Genomic DNA, 17,793 nt, shown 5'->3' with positions numbered 1-17,793 from the left:
GCCGAAGGTTGCGATTTTTTGAACTTGGTTTTGAGCTTGAGCTTGATTGGTTGGGCGTTCGCTCTGGATTCCATTGTTTGGGGAAAGATCGCAGCCTCGTTGCACTCGACAGCTCCTACAGGGCTCCTACAGGCCTTGCTGTAGCGCGGGATCGTCGGGGTTCAGTTGTTCCAGTTTCGCCAACAGGATCTGCACGTTCTGCAACTGCCCGGTTTCCTTCCAGTAGTTGATCAGCAACACCCGCGCCTCGCGATCGGCGGGGTAGCGCTGGACGATGTCCTGCAACTGTTTCTGCGCCGCCTCCAGTTCTTGCTCGGCATGCAGGGTGGTGGCCAGGTCGTAACGGTAATGACGGTTGTCGGGCTCCAGTTCCACGGCTTTTGCCAGGCCGAGCACCGCGTATTCACTCTGGCCATGTTGCAGCAACCACATGCCCAGCGCATGTTGCAGGTAAGCTGACTGTGGCTGGGTTTGCAACTGCCTGGCGAGTAATTGTCGCGCGGCTTCGCCCTGGCCCTGTTTGTCCAGCACTTCGATCTGCATGACCACGGCCGGCAGGTTGTCGGGCTGTAGGCGCAGGGCTTGTTCCAGAGCATCCTGGGCTTTTTTCAACTCGGCGTTGTGCAGGTGCAGGCGGGCGAGTTGATAGAACGACTCGGTGGTTTGCGGGCCGTCTTGAAGTTGTTGTTCCCAGGTGTCGATGGCCAGTTGCATGGCGCCGAAGTACAAGCCAAGGTCATCCGGTGACAGGCCCAGCAGGGCGTTCACGGCGGCAAACCGCACGCTGGGGTCGTCATCGTCGAGCAACGGCCCCAGCAGCAGGCTGCGTTGCCCCGTGGGTACCAGCCCGACAATGCTGCCGATGGCGGCCCGACGTACATCCGCCGATTCGTTGTGCAGGTCCGCATCCGCCAGTTTCAGGGCCTGGGGGCTCGGATAGTTGGGGAGTTCGGCGTGCAGCCACACGCGCCGCTTGGGCGAGAGGTCTGGACGCCCCAGTTGCTGATAGAGCATTCTCGCCGCGCCCGGCAGGCCGTTGCGCGCCTGTGCCAGGGCTTCACTGTAGCCGCGCTTGATGGCCTCGGGGATCTGCGGGGTGCTGTTGTGCAACCATCCCGCAACCAGACCGATCACCAGGAGGACACCGAGGCTGAGCAGAAGATAGCGGCGAGATGAGGGCATGCAGGTAATCCATAACCGGGAAGCTTGAAATGTCGCAAGCTTCGGTCAGGTGGGGGACTGAGTCAAACCTTGTGATAGGTATGCAGGACCTGTGAGTACAGGTTGCTCTCGCTGGGATGTAGCTAAACCCTTGTGGGAGCGAGCCTGCTCGCGATAGCTCTCTGCCAGTCAGCATCCATGTTGACTGACACACCGCCATCGCGAGCAGGCTCGCTCCCACAGGGGTTCCCGGGTGAGAGATAAAAAAGCCCCGCGTCCAGAGAGGAGGCGGGGCAAAGAATTGGTTGATTGCGGTCAACCAAAGGGGCTCTGTGCAATGGTCGGTCAGTTGCTGGCGACGGTTTCCGGCTGCCAGCCACCGCCCAAGGCCTTGTAGATCGCGACGATGCCGCGATACAGCTCGACTTCGGCCTGGGCCTGGGTGTCTTCGGCGGCCAGGCGTTCGCGCTGGGCGTCGAGCAACACGAGGAAGTCCACCGTGCCTTCGCGGTAGCGGATTTCGGCCAGGTCGGCAGCGGCGCGACTGGACTCGCTCTGGCGGATCAGCGAGATCAGGCGTTGCTGACGCTTGCCGTAATCGCTGAAGGCGTTTTCCGATTCTTCCAGGGCCAGCAAAACCTGCTGTTCGTAAGTCGCCAGGGCGCCATCGGCTTCGGCATTGGCGCCGCGCAGACGAGCCCGCACGCTGCCCAGGTCAAAGGCTGCCCAGGTAATGCTCGGGCCCAGCGCCCAGGCGTTGGCCGCCGAGGAGCCGATCTGCGAACCCCGCCCGGCGGTAAAGCCGAGGAAGCCGCTCAAGCTGACCCGCGGGAACAGGTCGGCCTTGGCCACGCCGATACGCGCCGTGGCAGCAGCCAACTGACGTTCGGCACGGAGAATGTCCGGGCGACGTTGCAGCAACTGACCCGGATCACCCACAGGCAGGGCCTTGGCGATGGCCGGCAGGTCCTTGGGACTCAGGTCCACGCTCAGTTTGTCCGGACGCTCGCCCAGCAACGTGGCGATGCGGTTGCGCTGACGCACCTGTTCGGCCTGCAACTGTGGCACGCTGGCTTCTACCGAGGCCAGGCGTGCATCGGCACGCACCACGTCGAGCTGATCGCCGACACCGGCATCGCGCAGGCTTTCGGTGATCTTGCGCGACGCTTGCTGGTTCTGGAGGTTCGCCAGGGCGATTTTTTCCCGCAGTTGGGCGCCGCGCAGTTGACCGTAGGCATCCACCAGCTCGGCGATCATGGTCACCTGCAGTTGGTAGAGATCGGCCTCGGCCGCCTGCTGATCGGCGTCGGTGGCTTCCAGGTTGCGCTGGATGCGCCCGAACAGGTCCACTTCCCAGGCCATGTCCAGGCCCAGGTCGTAGCGCTCGGTACTGACCCGGTCGGTGGTCTGTCCTGGAATCTGGCCTTTGCCCAGGTTGCTGCTGGCGCGACTGGTGATGGTCGGCATGGCGTCATTGCTGGCGTCGTCGCGAATGGCCCGGGCCGCCCGCAGACGGGCGAAGGCGACGCGCAACTCGCGGTTGCCTTCCAGGGAACGGGTCACCAACGCGTTGAGGGTCGGGTCCTCGAACTGTTGCCACCAGATGCCTTCGAAGCGGGCTCGGTCGAAATTCTTCTGGCCGGCGGCGCCATCGGTGGCGGTGGTGATATTAGCCGCCTCGGTTTGCGGTGCCTTGTAGTCCGGCCCCACGGCGCAGGCGCCCAAGGCCAGGGCCAGCAAGCTCGGCACGAACACTTTCAAGCCCATTGTTGCCAAGCTCATTGTTGCGTCTCCAGTTTCAACGCCCGGGCGGCCTTGCGGGCCTCGCTGCGCTCGACGAAGTTACGGATCAGTACATAGAACACCGGGGTGAGCAGCAGGCCGAAGAAGGTCACACCGAGCATCCCCGAGAACACCGCGACACCCATGGCATGGCGCATTTCCGCACCGGCACCGCTGGAGAACACCAGGGGCACCACGCCCATGATGAAGGCCACGGAGGTCATCAGGATCGGCCGCAGACGCAGGCGGCAGGCTTCCAGGACCGCGGCCAGCGGGTTCATGCCCTCGAGCTGCTTGTCCTTGGCGAACTCGACGATCAGGATCGCGTTCTTGCAGGCAAGCCCCACCAGTACGATCAGGCCGATCTGGGTAAAGATGTTGTTGTCGCCGCCGGACAGGATCACCCCGGTAATGGCGGACAGCAGGGTCATCGGTACGATCAGGATCACCGCCAGCGGCAGGCTCCAGCTTTCGTACTGCGCCGCGAGCACCAGGAACGCCAGCAGCACGCAGAGCGGGAACACGAACAGCGCGGTGTTGCCCGAGAGGATCTGCTGGTACGTCAGGTCGGTCCACTCGTAGGTCATGCCGTTGGGCAATTCGTCCTTGAGCAGTTTCTCGATGGCCTTCTCGGCCTGGCCGGAGCTGTAGCCCGGCGCGGCGGCACCGTTGATTTCAGCGGTGATGAAGCCGTTGTAATGCATCACGCGGTCGGGTCCCGAGGAGTCGCTGACCTTGATGAAGGTCGCCAGCGGGATCATCTCGCCACGGTTGTTGCGCACCTTGAGCTGGCCGATCTGGTCCGATTCGAGGCGGAACTGCTGCTCGGCCTGGACGTTGACCTGGTAGGTGCGGCCGAAGCGGTTGAAGTCGTTGGCATACAGCGAACCCAGGTAGATCTGCAGGGTGTTGAAGATGTCGCTGACGGCCACGCCGTGGGTCTTGGCTTTTTCCCGGTCGATGGCGGCATCGACCTGAGGCACGTTCACGGTGTAGCTGGTGAACAACCCGGCCAGTTCCGGCACGCTGCGGCTCTTGGTGATGATGTTCATGGTTTCCTTGTACAGCTCGTCGTAGCCCAGGTTGCCCCGGTCTTCGATCTGCAGGCGGAAACCACCGATCGTACCCAGCCCCTGTACCGGCGGCGGCGGGAAGATCGCCATGTAGGCTTCCTGGATGCCCGCGAACTGGCCGTTCAAGGCACCAGCGATGGCCCCGGCCGACTGGCTCGGGTCCTTGCGCTCGTCGAAGGGCTTGAGGGTCACGAACACGATGCCGGCGTTCGGGCTGTTGGTGAAACCGTTGATCGACAGGCCCGGGAAGGCCACCGCGCTTTGCACACCCGGTTGCTTGAGCGCCAGGTCGGACATGCGCTTGATCACGTCTTCGGTGCGGTCCAGGCTCGCGGCATCCGGCAGTTGGGCGAAGGCCACCAGGTATTGCTTGTCCTGGCCGGGCACGAAGCCGGTCGGGGTGTTGGAGAAGCCGAAGAATGTCAGCACCATCAGGCCCGCGTAGACGAACAGGGCGATGCCGCTGCTGCGGATCACACGGCCCACGGCGCCTACATAGCTGTGGCTGGCACGGTCGAAGAAGCGGTTGAACGGGCGGAACAGCCAGCTGCCCAGCAGTGCATCGAGGAACCTGGAGAAACGGTCCTTGGGCGCGTCATGGCTCTTGAGCAATACCGCGGCCAGGGCCGGCGACAGGGTCAGGGAGTTGAACGCCGAGATCACGGTGGAAATGGCAATGGTCAGGGCGAACTGCTTATAGAACTGCCCGGTCAAGCCGCTGATGAACGCCGCCGGAATGAACACCGCGCAGAGTACCAGTGCGGTGGCAATGATCGGGCCGGTCACTTCGCTCATGGCACGCTTGGTCGCGTCCACCGGAGTGAGGCCGAGGCCGATGTTGCGTTCGACGTTCTCCACCACGACGATGGCGTCGTCCACCACGATACCGATGGCCAGTACCAACCCGAACAGCGAAAGGGCGTTCAACGAGAAGCCGAACAGGTGCATCACGGCGAACGTACCGATCAACGACACCGGCACGGCCACCAGCGGGATGATCGAGGCGCGCCAGGTCTGCAGGAACAGGATCACCACCAGCACCACGAGGATCAGCGCTTCGAACAGGGTGTGCACCACCGCCTCGATGGAACCGCGCACGAAGATCGTCGGGTCGTAGACGATGCTGTAGTCCATGCCCGCCGGGAAGTTCTTCTTCAGCTCGTCCATCTTGGCATGGACGTCGTTGGAGATCTGAATGGCGTTGGAACCTGGACGCTGGAAGATCGGGATTGCCACCGCCGGCTGGTTGTCGAGCAACGAGCGCAGGGCGTATTGGCTGGAGCCCAGCTCAATGCGGGCGATGTCCTTCAGGCGAGTGATCTCACCGTTGGCGCCGGAACGGATGATGATGTTCTCGAACTCTTCCTCGTTCACCAGGCGACCCTGGGTATTGATCGAGAGCTGGAAGGCTTGGGCATTCGGTGCCGGCGGCGCACCCAGGGCACCGGCGGCGACCTGGCGGTTCTGCTCGCGGATGGCGGTGACTACGTCGGTGGCGGTCAGGTTGCGCGAAGCAGTCTTGTTCGGATCCAGCCAGACCCGCAGGGAGTAATCGCCCATGCCGAACAGTTGCACATCACCCACGCCGCCCAGGCGCGCCAGCTCATCCTTGATGTTGAGCAGGGCGTAGTTGGACAGGTAGAGCATGTCGTAGCGTTTGTCCGGCGAGGTCAAGTGCACGACCATGGTCAGGTCGGGCGACGCCTTGTCCACCGTGATGCCGATCCGGGTCACTTCTTCCGGGAGCTTGGGCTCGGTCCGGGTGACGCGGTTCTGCACCTGCACCTGGGCGTTATCCAGGTCGGTGCCCAGGGCAAAGGTGATGGTCAGGGTGATCTTGCCGTCGGCGGTGGACTGCGAGGACATGTAGAGCATGTTCTCGATGCCGGTGATGGCCTGCTCCAGGGGCGCGGCCACGGTTTCACCGATGACCTTGGGGTTGGCGCCCGGGAAGTTGGCCCGCACGACCACGGTGGGCGGCACGACTTCGGGGTATTCGCTGATCGGCAACTGGAACAGCGAGATGGCGCCGGCGATCAGGATCAGCAGCGAAAGCACCGCTGCGAAGATCGGCCGTGAAATGAAGAACTGGGAAAATTTCATCTTGAGTTCAGTTCCTTAACCGCGTGGGGTCGCAACGGCCAGTTTTCCCGCCGCCGTGGATGTCGCCTTGGACGGCGCGACTTGGGGCAGGTTGCTGGCTTCGAGCGCTTTGCGTTGTTGAGCCAGGGCGGCGAGGGTCTGTTCGCTGGCCATCGGCACGACTTCAGGCGTGACCGGTGCTCCTGGGCGAGCCCGTTGCAGCCCCTTGACGATGATGGTGTCGTCCTTGCTCAGGCCGCTACGTACGATGCGCAGGCCTTCGATCTTCGGCCCCAGCTCGACGGGGCGATACGCCGGCTTGTTGTCGGCGTCCATCACCAGCACGAATTTCTTGCCCAGGTCGGTGCCCACGGCTTCGTCGTTGATCAGCACGGCGGAGTAGGTGCCACTGCCCACCAGCTTCAGCCGGGCATACAGGCCGGGGTGTAGGCGCCGTCCTTGTTGTCGAACACGGCGCGGCCACGGATGGTGCCGGTCTGCGGGTTGACCTGGTTGTCGATGAAGTTCATCTGGCCCTGGTGCGGGTTGCCGTCCTCGTTGGACAGGCCCATGTAGACCGGCGTGGCCTGGCCGCGCTGGCCCTGGCGGGCGAGTTGGGTGTATTTGAGAAAGACACGCTCGTCGGCGTCGAAGTAGGCGTAGACCTTGTCGGTGGAAACCACGCTGGTGAGCGCGGTCACATCGGCGGTCACCAGGTTGCCGGCGGTGATTTCCGCACGGCTGACGCGACCGTTGATGGGCGAGGTGACCCGGGTGAAGCTCAGGTTCAGCTTGGCCAGGTCCAATTGCGCCTGAATCGCTGCGGCGGCGGCACGGGCTTCCTGGGCGGCGCTGGTGCGCGAGTCTGCCAGCTCGGCGGAAATGGCATTGCTCTGGCGCAGGCGTTCGCCACGCTGGGCTTCGTTCTCGCTGCGGGTGGCCGTGGCGCGGGCCTGGGCCAGTTGGGCTTCGAGACGACGCACTTCAGCCTGGAAGGGGCGAGGGTCGATCTGGAACAGCAGGTCGCCTTTCTTGACCAGCGCGCCTTCGGTGAAGGCCACTTCGTCGATCTGCCCTGAAACCCGTGGACGAATCTCCACGGTTTCCGGTGCTTCGAGGCGCCCGGTGAACTCATCCCATTCGTTGACCGGCTGTTCCAGTACCTTGGCCACACTGACCTTGGCGGCCGGCATGGACACTGCCGTGTCAGGTGTCTTGCCACAGGCGCTCATCACCAGCACCGCCAGCAGTGCAAGGGGAAAGCGCAGTTTTGAAAGTGAGTGTTCCATGGATAGCATCCGCCAAGTGTATTGAGATGGGCGGATGATGCGTGGCGGGATACGGGGGAACGAATCGAACGAAGTAAAGGTAACTATCATTCGGAATGATATAAGCGCCGTCCGCTTGCAAATGAAGCGTGGCGAGGTGCCCTCTGGTTATTGCGGCAGGTAGAGGTCATGCACGCGCTCGATAGTACCGTCCTCGCGCAGCGCCTCGACGGCCTCGCGCAAGGCCTCGACCATTTTTGGAGAACATTGCTTCGAACAGGCCAGGTAAAGGTCGGCATGGCTGTTGACCGGGCTTATGAGCAGCTTGCGCGTGGACACCTTCGGCCAGATGTAGCGGCTTTCCGGAACGCCGTTGAACCAGGCGTCGATACGCCCCATCAGCAGCATCTGGGCGGGGTTGTCACCGATGGCCAGCGGGTAGATCTGATCGTTGCTGAACCCCTCGGTACGGAGGATCTCTTCCTGCGCACTGCCCAGGCCGACGCCGATCTTGCGGTAGGTTTCCCTGGCCTGCGCAAAGTTGCTCACCTGCCGGTCAAGGCTGAAAAAGGCCCGCTCCATCGGCATGATGTTGGCGATCCAGGTGAAGTGGTCTTCACGCCCGGGGATGCGCGACAGGGGCGTGATCAGATGATCTCGTTCCTCGCTGACATGTTTTTGTGCCCTGGCCCAGGGCAATACATGGATTTTCACCGCATAACCGGCCTTGATCATGGCTTGCACGCCGATATCGCCGACGATGCCGTAGCCCCTGGGGTCGTTGACGAAGGTCAGCGGCGGCGCATCCAGGATGTGCAGCTCAATCGGCTTGGGCTCGCTGTGTGCTGTGTGGACGACCAGCAGCGATAGCAACAGGCAAAGCCTTGAAAGTGCTTTGGAGCAAACATTCAACACGCAGGTGATCCGGCTCATGATCGATACTTCAGGCATTGAAAAAGGGTGCGGCATTCTACCGTGGCCGGCGCGGTGAAACAGCACCTCGCAAGTCATTGAGGCATGCAACGTGCGCATCCGGAAACGGCCTCGCCATGATCGCTTCATCCAGACAGGTCAATTCGGTCGCCTTGGCCTGACTGCGTATTTCTGTAGGTATAGATCATTCCGTTGCCGTGGGTCTTGTGTGTTGACCCTTGTCCGGCGAACGGGTGGCATATCTGTTTCGAGGCGTATGGATCAGCACCGGGCTGCCTTGGACGATCCGTCGTGCAATTTTTATTTTCCCCCTTCAGAACCGTACGGCCCCTGCCGATACAACGCAGGCAGCTCAAACCGCGCGGGCGCTTCAGAGGCGTCTGCCGACGTTCCTCAAGGCGTTCATGCGCCAGTGATTACTACGATTTTCACAGGTTGACACTAGGTCGACCTCAGGTAATGAACCATGTCAGCCCAACCCCGGACCGAGCTGGAAAGCGCTCTTGCCCTCTGCAAGGGCAGTTTTCTGTCCGTTGGCTTTTTCAGTTTCTTCGTCAATTTGCTGATGCTGGTGCCGTCGTTCTACATGCTGCAGGTGTATGACCGCGCGGTCGGCAGCGCCAGCCTGTCGACCTTGTTGATGCTGACGCTGATCATGTTGCTGTTGATGACCACGATGGGCGGCCTGGAGTGGGTGCGCTCGCGAATAATGGTGCGAGTCAGTACGCGCCTGGACTCATTGCTGGGGCAGCGGCTGTTCGATGCCAGTTTCAAGCAGGCACTCAATACCGGTGGCATGAACGCCTCGGCCCAACCATTGAGCGATCTGAGCGCCTTGCGCCAGTTCCTGACCGGTAACGGCCTCTTTGCATTTTTCGATGCGCCCTGGATTCCAATCTACCTGGGCGTCATGTTCGTTTTTCATCCCTGGTACGGTTGGATGGGGATACTGAGCGCATTGTTGCTGGGTGCATTGGCTTTCGCCAACGAAAAGCTCACGCGCTCACCGTTGCAGGCAGCTAACCGCGAGCAGATGACCGCTACCACATTCATCACCAAGAGCCTGCGCAATGCCGAAGTGGTCGAATCCATGGGCATGCTTGCAAGCCTGCGCCAGCACTGGAGTCGGCGGATCCATGAGGTCCTGGTCCTGCAGAGCCTGGCCAGCGATCGCGGTGCAACCATTTCGGCGGTGTCCAGGACATTCCGTCAGATCGTCCAGTCCCTGGTGCTGGGCCTGGGCGCCTATTTGACGATCACCCACCAGATTTCGCCTGGATTGATGATTGCCGGCTCGATTTTGCTGGGACGTGCATTGGCGCCTATCGACCAGATGATCGGCGTGTGGAAGGGTTTTCTCGGGGCACGCTCGCAGTACGCCCGGCTCCATGAATTGCTGGTCAAGGTTGCCGCAGAGCCCGAGCGCATGCCGTTGCCCGCGCCGGAGGGGGCGATTCGTGTCGAAGGGCTGTCGGTCGGCGCCCCCGACGCGCGCAAACCGATCATCCGCGGCCTGGGCTTCCAGGTTGCCGCAGGGGAAGTGGTCGGCATCATTGGCCCCAGCGGTGCCGGCAAATCAACCCTGGCCCGGGCACTGTTGGGGATCTGGCCAAGCCAGGCCGGTACCGTGCGCCTGGACGATGCGGACATCAGTCAATGGCGCCGCGATGAATTGGGCCAGTACATCGGTTATCTGCCCCAGGACATCGAATTGTTCGAGGGCACCATCAGCCAGAATATCTCGCGTTTCGGCCCGGCGAACGCGCCTGCTGTGGTCGCCGCCGCGCGCATGGCCGGTGTGCATGAACTGGTGCTGCAATTGCCCGAGGGCTACGACACCGTGATCGGTGCCAATGGCGGTGGATTATCCGGCGGCCAGCGTCAACGCGTCGGCCTGGCCCGTGCTTTATACGGCGAACCGCGCCTGGTGATACTCGACGAGCCCAACTCCAACCTGGATGACGCCGGCGAAAAAATGCTTGCCGAAGCCCTGCATAAACTCCGGCAGAGTCGGGCCACGGTATTTGTCATCACCCATCGTTCCGGAGTGCTGGCGCAGGTGGACAAGTTGTTGGTGCTCAATCAGGGCGAGCTGAGTCTGTTCGGCCCGCGGGACAAGGTCCTGGCGCGATTGCAGGGCGTTGCGCCCGCGGTCCAGCCGGCCACCGCGATTCAATCGTAAGCAGCGGACGAACCCTTTCATGCAAAACAATCAACCTTCATCCGCCCACGTGCCCGCGCTGCCGATCGATGATGGACCGGCACGACGCATCGGCTACCTCATGCTATTGGTCACTTTCGGCCTGTTCGGCGGCTGGGCCAGCCTGGCGCCGCTCGACAGTGCCGCATTGGCGCCGGGCGTGGTCACGGTCAAAAGTTACCGCAAGACCGTACAGCATCTTGAAGGCGGCATCGTCCGCGAACTGCGCGTTCATGACGGCGATCGGGTGAGCGCTGGCGATGTGTTGCTGGTGCTCGACAACACCCAGGCGCGCTCGGAAATGGAAGCCATGCGTAGCCAGTTGATCGCCGCGCTCGAGTTGCAGGCCCGACTGGAGGCCGAGCGGGACGCACTGCCCGAGCCGACCGCCGTGCCGACCCTGGATCCCGCTGATCCGCGAGTGCATGAGGCCCGTGACAGTGAAGCACGGATCTTTCAGGCCCGGCGGAACTCCTTGCTGGGGGAAATCGGCCTACAGGAAAAGACCATCGGACAAATCGAAGAACAGATTCGCGGCTTCAAGACCATCATCGCCAGCAAGCAGATGCTGGCAGCGTCCTACCAGGATGAGATTGTCGATTTGCGAGCGCTGCTCGCCGAGGGCTACGTAGACAAGCAGCGTCTGCGCGAGCAGGAGCGCAGTCTCTCCCGCCTGCAGGCGGAAATTGCCGAAAGCCAGTCCCAGATTGCCCAGGCGCGGGTCAATGTCGACGAGGCGACGCTGAAGATTCTGCAACTGAAGAAGACCTTTGCCAGCGAAGTCGCCGGCCTGTTGGGTGATGCCCGCACCAAGGTGTACGAGCTGCGCGAGCGGCTGGCGACCCTGCAGGATCGCGACCAGCGCACCGACATCCTCGCACCCGAGTCGGGCATGGTCATGGGCATGACCGTCCATACCCTGGGTGCGGTGGTCAGTCCCGGCACGGCGTTGCTGGACATCGTCCCGGCCAACGAAGAGCTGATCGTCGAAGCCCAGGTTTCGCCGATGGACATCGACCGGATTGCCGTGGGCAAGTTGGCAAACATTCGTTTCAGTGCGTTCAAGAACAGCGCTACGCCAGTCGTCGAAGGGCAACTGGTGCAGGTATCCGCCGATCGCCTGATCAACAAGGACACCGGCGCGCCGTATTACCTGGCAAGGGTGGCGATGACCGACAAGGGGCGTCAGACGCTGGGCGGCTTGACCCTGGTGCCGGGCATGCCGGTCGAAGTGCTGATCAATACCGGCGAGCGGACGCTGTTGCAGTACTTGATGCAACCAGCCAGCAATGCTTTTGCTCGTTCGTTGATCGAGGACTGACATGAAGTCTCTGATCGCGATCTGTCTGCTCCTCATGTCGCTTGGCGCTATTGCCGAGGACACTTCCATAGACCTGTGGCAGCTTCATCAGGAAGCGCAGGGTGCCGATCCGCGCATTCTGCGGGCGCAAGCCCGGATCCATAGCGGGGAGGGCAACGAGCGTGCGGCCCTGGGCCAACTGCTGCCACAGCTCAACGCAAGCGGCAGTGTCAATCGCGGCCGGCGTGACGATGACCTGAGCCGTATCCAGTACAACGGCAAGCGCATGGCCGTGGCGCTCAGTCAGGTGATCTACGACCCGCAGGTCTGGCGCAGCTACCAGAAATACATCGAACTGGCCCGGCAGAGCGAATACGAATCCGACGACACCCAGGTGCAATCCAGTATCGACTTGTCCGAACGCTACTTCGCGGTGCTCGCGGCGGAGGATGAACTGTCCCTGGTGCGCAGCGAACTGGAAGCGACCGAGCGCAACCTCAAGCGCGTCAATGCGCTGTATGCGCGGCAGATGGCGATGGTGACCGATACGCTTGACCTTGAGGCGCGGGTGGATGCGCTCAAGGCGGACGAGATCGAAGCCGGCAACAAGGTCCAGGTCAGTCGGGAAGCCATTTCCGAATTGGTAGGGCGCGATGTCCAGGAGCCGTTCAAGCGCATCGGCGATAACCCTGCCTTCAGTCTGCCGGCGCAAACCCCGGACTATTGGGTGCAGACGGCACTCGACAGCAACCCGGCCCTGCATGCCCGCGAGCACAGCATCCGTGCCGCCGAGGCGGCCATCGGCGAAGCCAGGGCCGGCCATCTGCCCCGCCTGGGCCTGAACCTGACGGCGCAACGCAGCGACATCGGCTATGAGGGCGCGGTAACACCGCGCTCGGACAACCTCGTCGCCTCCCTGGATCTGCAGGTGCCGCTCTACAGTGGTGGATCCACCAGCGCCCGGGTATCCACGTCCGAAAGCGACAAGGAAGCCGCTCAGCAAGAGCTGGAAGCCTTGCGGCGCCAGGTGATCAAGGAAACCCGCACCGCCTATCTCGGGATGACGGCCGAACTCAGCCGGATCAAGGCAACGCGCCACGCGCTGGAGTCCGCTGAAAAATCACGGATAGCCACGGAAAAAGCTTTCGGGTATGGCGTCAAGAACGCCGTCGACGTCTTGGACAGCATCAAGGAAGAGTCTCGCGCACGGCGTGATTTCTATCAGTCCCAGTATCGATTCGTCACCAGTTTGCTTGTGCTGCATCGCTGGAGTGGCAGGTTGGGGGATGGGGATATTCGCCAGGCTAACCAATGGCTTGTCGCGCCAAAATAATAGCGTCAGAATTGCAAAATTAGTGGCATGGTGATATCAATGTCGCCATTTTCCAACACCATGATCTCTGCAGCGGCCGCGTCCCAGGAAAGGTCGCAGATTTGCTTACAGGAAGCTTTGCATGCCTAGCCCACTTGGTTATTCATCTGTTTCAACTGCAAGACTGACGGGCAATGCGCAAGTCGACAGTTTGATCTATGGCACTTATTGGACTCACGGTGCGTCCACTACGTCCCTGACGTACAGTTTCATGACCATGAATTCCTTGTTCGCCCGCTCCTATAGCGATGACAATGAGTACAGGGCCAGCTACGCCTTGCCGTCGGCGCAGAAAAACGCCATTGTCAGTGCACTTGGCGAATGGAGCTCGGTCGCCAACATCAAGTTCACACCGGTCACCGACACTGCAACCAACGTCGGTGACTTGCGATTCGGCGGTTATTCCAACATGGACACCAACACTGCGGCCTGGGGGTATTTCCCCGGCCGAAGCGCCGCAGCCGGTGATGTCTGGATTGGACCGGTGACCAACGACCCGCATCCCGCCCAGGGCACCTACGATTACCTGACCTTCATGCATGAGATCGGTCATACGCTCGGACTCAAGCATTCGTTCTCCCCAAGCTCGTCAAACGCTACGGTGCTTGATACTCAGTTCGATGACGTTCGCTACACGATCATGAGCTACACCAACGCGTACTCCTACGAGCCGACCACGCCCATGCTCTTGGATATTGCCGCCATCCAGAGTCTCTATGGCGCCAACACCCAGTGGCAGACTGGGAATAACACCTATAGCTGGGCGGCTGACCAGTCGGTTTTCGAGACGATCTGGGACGCTGGCGGCAATGACACGATCAATGCCAGTAATCAGGCGGCAGCGGTTCGTATCAACTTGAATGAGGGGGCGTTCAGCCAGATTGGCAAAGCCTTCCTGAACCTGGATACGCAGGAAGACTTCAATGAAGGGCTGGCGATAGCTTATGGCGCCAAGATCGAAAACGCAGTCGGGTCGGTCAATGACGATACCCTGATAGGCAATGCACTGGGCAACGTTCTGAATGGTCTCGGTGGTGCGGATACGATGATTGGCGGAGCGGGCAATGATATCTATGTGGTGGACAACATCGGAGACACGATCACCGAGGAAAGTGCCTCGCTGACGGAAATCGACAGTGTCCTCTCATCCATCAGCTACACCCTCGGCACCAATCTCGAGATCCTGACGCTGAGCGGCACGGGCAGTATCGATGGTACCGGCAATGCCCTGAACAATCGCATCACCGGCAACGCGGGTGCGAACGTGCTGGACGGTGGCGTTGGCATCGACACCCTCATTGGCGGTACCGGCAACGACACCTACGTGGTTGATAACCTCAAAGATGTTGTCAGCGAAACCAGCACCCTGGCCAGCGAAATCGACACGGTGCGTTCCTCGGTAAGCTGGGCTCTGGGCGCTAATCTGGAAAACCTCACGCTGACCGGCTCCTCTGCTATCAACGGCACCGGCAACGCCTTTAGCAACGTGCTGACCGGCAATGCCGGCGACAACGTGTTGAATGGCGGAGCCGGGCGGGACACGCTGATCGGCGGGGCGGGGAACGACACCTATGTGCTCGATCAGGCGGGTGAACTGGCGCTTCTGCAAGAGCAGACCGGTCAAGGCACTGACAACCTGTCCCTCACCTATGCTTCAAGTTCGCTGAGCAGCGTCGTTGACCTGAATCTCAGCAGCTTGGTCAACGTCGAGAACGTCACACTGAACGGTACCGGAGTGTTCACGGTGATCGGTAACAGCCTGGACAACAGCCTGGTGGGCAACGCTTCCGTGAACACCCTCCAGGGTGGGGCCGGCGACGATATCCTTGACGGTCGAGCGGGTGCCGACATCTTGGTTGGCGGCATCGGTGACGATACCTATGTCATCGATAACCTTGGCGACAAGGTCACCGAACTTACCGATGAAGGGCATGACCTGATACGCACCGCGGTCAGCTATACCTTGTCGACCAACGTCGAGGACGGTCAACTGCTTGGCATCGCAGCCATCAATCTTACTGGCAACACCCTGGACAACGTGCTGACCGGCAACGCCGCCGCCAACGTGCTCAATGGCCTCGGCGGTGCGGATACGATGATTGGCGGAGCCGGCAACGATACCTATGTGGTCGACAACCTCAGCGACACGATAACTGAGGCAGGTGCGTCGCTCACGGAAATCGATAGCGTCGTCTCATCCATCAGCTACACCCTCGGCACCAATCTCGAGATCCTGACGCTGAGCGGCACGGGCAGTATCGACGGTACCGGCAATGCCCTGAACAATCGCATCACCGGCAACGCGGGTGCGAACGTGCTGGACGGTGGCGTTGGCATCGACACCCTCATTGGCGGTACCGGCAACGACACCTACGTGGTTGATAACCTCAAAGATGTTGTCAGCGAAACCAGCACCCTGGCCAGCGAAATCGACACGGTGCGTTCCTCGGTAAGCTGGGCTCTGGGCGCTAATCTGGAAAACCTCACGCTGACCGGCTCCTCTGCTATCAACGGCACCGGCAACGCCTTGAGCAACGTGCTGACCGGCAATGCCGGCGACAACGTGTTGAATGGCGGAGCCGGGCGGGACACGCTGATCGGCGGGGCGGGGAACGACACCTATGTGCTCGATCAGGCGGGTGAACTGGCGCTTCTGCAAGAGCAGACCGGTCAAGGCACTGACAGCCTGTCCCTCACCTATGCTTCAAGTTCGCTGAGCAGCGTCGTTGACCTGAATCTCAGCAGCTTGGTCAACGTCGAGAACGTCACACTGAACGGTACCGGGGTGTTCACGGTGATCGGTAACAGCCTGGACAACAGCCTGGTGGGCAACGCTTCCGTGAACACCCTCCAGGGTGGGGCCGGCGACGATATCCTTGACGGTCGAGCGGGTGCCGACATCTTGGTTGGCGGCATCGGTGACGATACCTATGTCATCGATAACCTTGGCGACAAGGTCACCGAACTTACCGATGAAGGGCATGACCTGATACGCACCGCGGTCAGCTATACCTTGTCGACCAACGTCGAGGACGGTCAACTGCTTGGCATCGCAGCCATCAATCTTACTGGCAACGCGTTGGACAACGTGCTGACCGGCAACGCCGCTGCCAATGTGCTCAACGGCTTGGCCGGTGCGGATACGATGATTGGCGGAGCCGGCAACGACACCTATGTGGTCGACAACCTCGGCGACACGATCACTGAGGCAGGTGCGTCGCTCACGGAAATCGATAGCGTCGTCTCGTCCATCAGCTACACCCTCGGCACCAATCTCGAGATCCTGACGCTGAGCGGCACGGGCAGTATCGACGGTACCGGCAATGCCCTGAACAATCGCATCACCGGCAACGCGGGTGCGAACGTGCTGGACGGTGGCGTTGGCATCGACACCCTCATTGGCGGTACCGGCAACGACACCTACGTGGTTGATAACCTCAAAGATGTTGTCAGCGAAACCAGCACCCTGGCCAGCGAAATCGACACGGTGCGTTCCTCGGTAAACTGGGCTCTGGGCGCTAACCTGGAAAACCTCACGCTGACCGGTACCGCTGCTATCAATGGCACCGGCAACGCCCTGGGCAACGTGCTGACCGGCAACGCCGGCAACAACGTGCTGGATGGCGGAGTCGGGCGGGACACGCTGATTGGCGGCGCGGGGAACGACACCTACGTTGTCGACAACCTCGGTGACACGGTCACCGAACTCGCCGATGAAGGCCGCGACCTGGTCCGTACTTCGGTCAGCCATACGCTGTCGACCAACGTCGAGGATGGTCAACTGCTCGGCATTGCCGCCATCAACCTTGTCGGCAACGCCTCGGACAACAGTCTGCTCGGCAACAGTGCCGCCAACGTGTTGAGTGGCCTGGACGGCGCAGACACCCTGGACGGCGGTGCGGGTGCCGATACCTTGATCGGCGGTACCGGCAACGACACCTATATCGTCGACAACCTGAAGGACATCGTCAGCGAAGCCAGTACCCTGGACAGCGAAATCGATACCGTTCGTTCTTCGGTAAGCTGGACCTTGGGTGCCAACCTGGAAAGCCTCACGCTGACCGGCACCGCCCTCATCAATGGTACCGGCAACGCCCTGGACAACGTGCTGACCGGCAACGCCGCCAGCAACACGCTGAACGGGGGCGCAGGTAACGATCAACTCGATGGCGGGGCGGGCAATGACCTGTTGATCGGTGGCATTGGCACTGACACCCTGAACGGCGGTGCCGGAGCCGACCGATTTGTGTTCAGCGCATTGAACGAACTGGGCATCGGTGACGCTCGCGATGTCATCCTGGATTTCAACAGGCTCCAAGGCGATAAACTCGACCTGTCGAAGCTGGATGCCAATAGCCTCGCCACCGGGCTCAACAAATTCAGCTTCATCGATGCGGCTGACTTCAGCGGTGCAGGGCAATTGCGCTTCGTCGATCATGTGCTTTCCGGCAATATCGACGGCAGCCTGGGGGCGGATTTCGAAATCCAGCTGGTGGGTGTCAACACCTTCAGTGCCAACGATCTGGTCGCCTGACCGATCGGCTCGTGGGTCATTGTGGCGAGGGGAGAGATTCCCTCGCCACAAAAATAATTCAGCCAGCCTGTCGATTTCGTTCTATACC

The 17,793-nt window shown here is 61.3% G+C and carries 8 protein-coding genes and 1 pseudogene; 4 read left to right on the top strand and 5 right to left on the bottom strand.

The features are described from left to right. Positions 1-126: 126 nt before the first annotated feature. The 5 genes and pseudogenes from LOY67_RS14395 to LOY67_RS14375 all read right to left on the bottom strand — a co-directional run bounded on the left by LOY67_RS14395 (position 127) and on the right by LOY67_RS14375 (position 8,299). Positions 127-1,182 carry a tetratricopeptide repeat protein gene (locus tag LOY67_RS14395; RefSeq protein WP_265063121.1) on the bottom strand — a complete coding sequence of 352 codons (1,056 nt, stop codon included), beginning with the start codon at positions 1,180-1,182 and terminating at the stop codon, positions 127-129. A gap of 324 nt (positions 1,183-1,506) precedes the next feature. Beyond that, positions 1,507-2,928, bottom strand: a complete 1,422-nt coding sequence (locus tag LOY67_RS14390) for an efflux transporter outer membrane subunit (protein WP_265067766.1) — start codon at positions 2,926-2,928, stop codon at positions 1,507-1,509. Between the two features lie 11 nt (positions 2,929-2,939). Continuing rightward, entirely contained in the window at positions 2,940-6,119 is a 3,180-nt protein-coding gene (locus LOY67_RS14385) for an efflux RND transporter permease subunit (RefSeq protein WP_265063120.1), read from the bottom strand. 15 nt (positions 6,120-6,134) lie between these two features. After that, a pseudogene (mexE, locus tag LOY67_RS14380) lies at positions 6,135-7,387 on the bottom strand (multidrug efflux RND transporter periplasmic adaptor subunit MexE). A 147-nt stretch (positions 7,388-7,534) separates the two neighbouring features. Further along, on the bottom strand, positions 7,535-8,299 hold the full coding sequence (locus LOY67_RS14375; protein WP_265063119.1) for a substrate-binding periplasmic protein: 765 nt from the start codon (positions 8,297-8,299) through the stop codon (positions 7,535-7,537). Positions 8,300-8,765: 466 nt separating this feature from the next. Between LOY67_RS14375 and LOY67_RS14370 the strand changes: the two genes are divergently transcribed. The 4 genes from LOY67_RS14370 to LOY67_RS14355 all read left to right on the top strand — a co-directional run bounded on the left by LOY67_RS14370 (position 8,766) and on the right by LOY67_RS14355 (position 17,705). Continuing rightward, positions 8,766-10,481 carry a type I secretion system permease/ATPase gene (locus LOY67_RS14370; protein ID WP_265063118.1) on the top strand — a complete coding sequence of 572 codons (1,716 nt, stop codon included), beginning with the start codon at positions 8,766-8,768 and terminating at the stop codon, positions 10,479-10,481. Between the two features lie 19 nt (positions 10,482-10,500). After that, entirely contained in the window at positions 10,501-11,820 is a 1,320-nt protein-coding gene (locus LOY67_RS14365) for an HlyD family type I secretion periplasmic adaptor subunit (RefSeq protein ID WP_265063117.1), read from the top strand. 1 nt (position 11,821) lies between these two features. Then, positions 11,822-13,132 carry a TolC family protein gene (locus LOY67_RS14360; protein ID WP_265063116.1) on the top strand — a complete coding sequence of 437 codons (1,311 nt, stop codon included), beginning with the start codon at positions 11,822-11,824 and terminating at the stop codon, positions 13,130-13,132. A gap of 121 nt (positions 13,133-13,253) precedes the next feature. Next, a complete protein-coding gene (locus LOY67_RS14355) occupies positions 13,254-17,705 on the top strand; it encodes a M10 family metallopeptidase C-terminal domain-containing protein (RefSeq protein WP_265063115.1) in 4,452 nt (1,483 codons plus the stop codon). The last annotated feature ends 88 nt before the right edge of the window (positions 17,706-17,793 follow it).

Source organism: Pseudomonas sp. B21-056, assembly GCF_026016325.1.
GTDB lineage: Bacteria > Pseudomonadota > Gammaproteobacteria > Pseudomonadales > Pseudomonadaceae > Aquipseudomonas.
The sequence above is the reverse complement of the archived record's forward strand: the minus strand, read 5'-3'. Positions and strand labels throughout refer to the sequence as shown.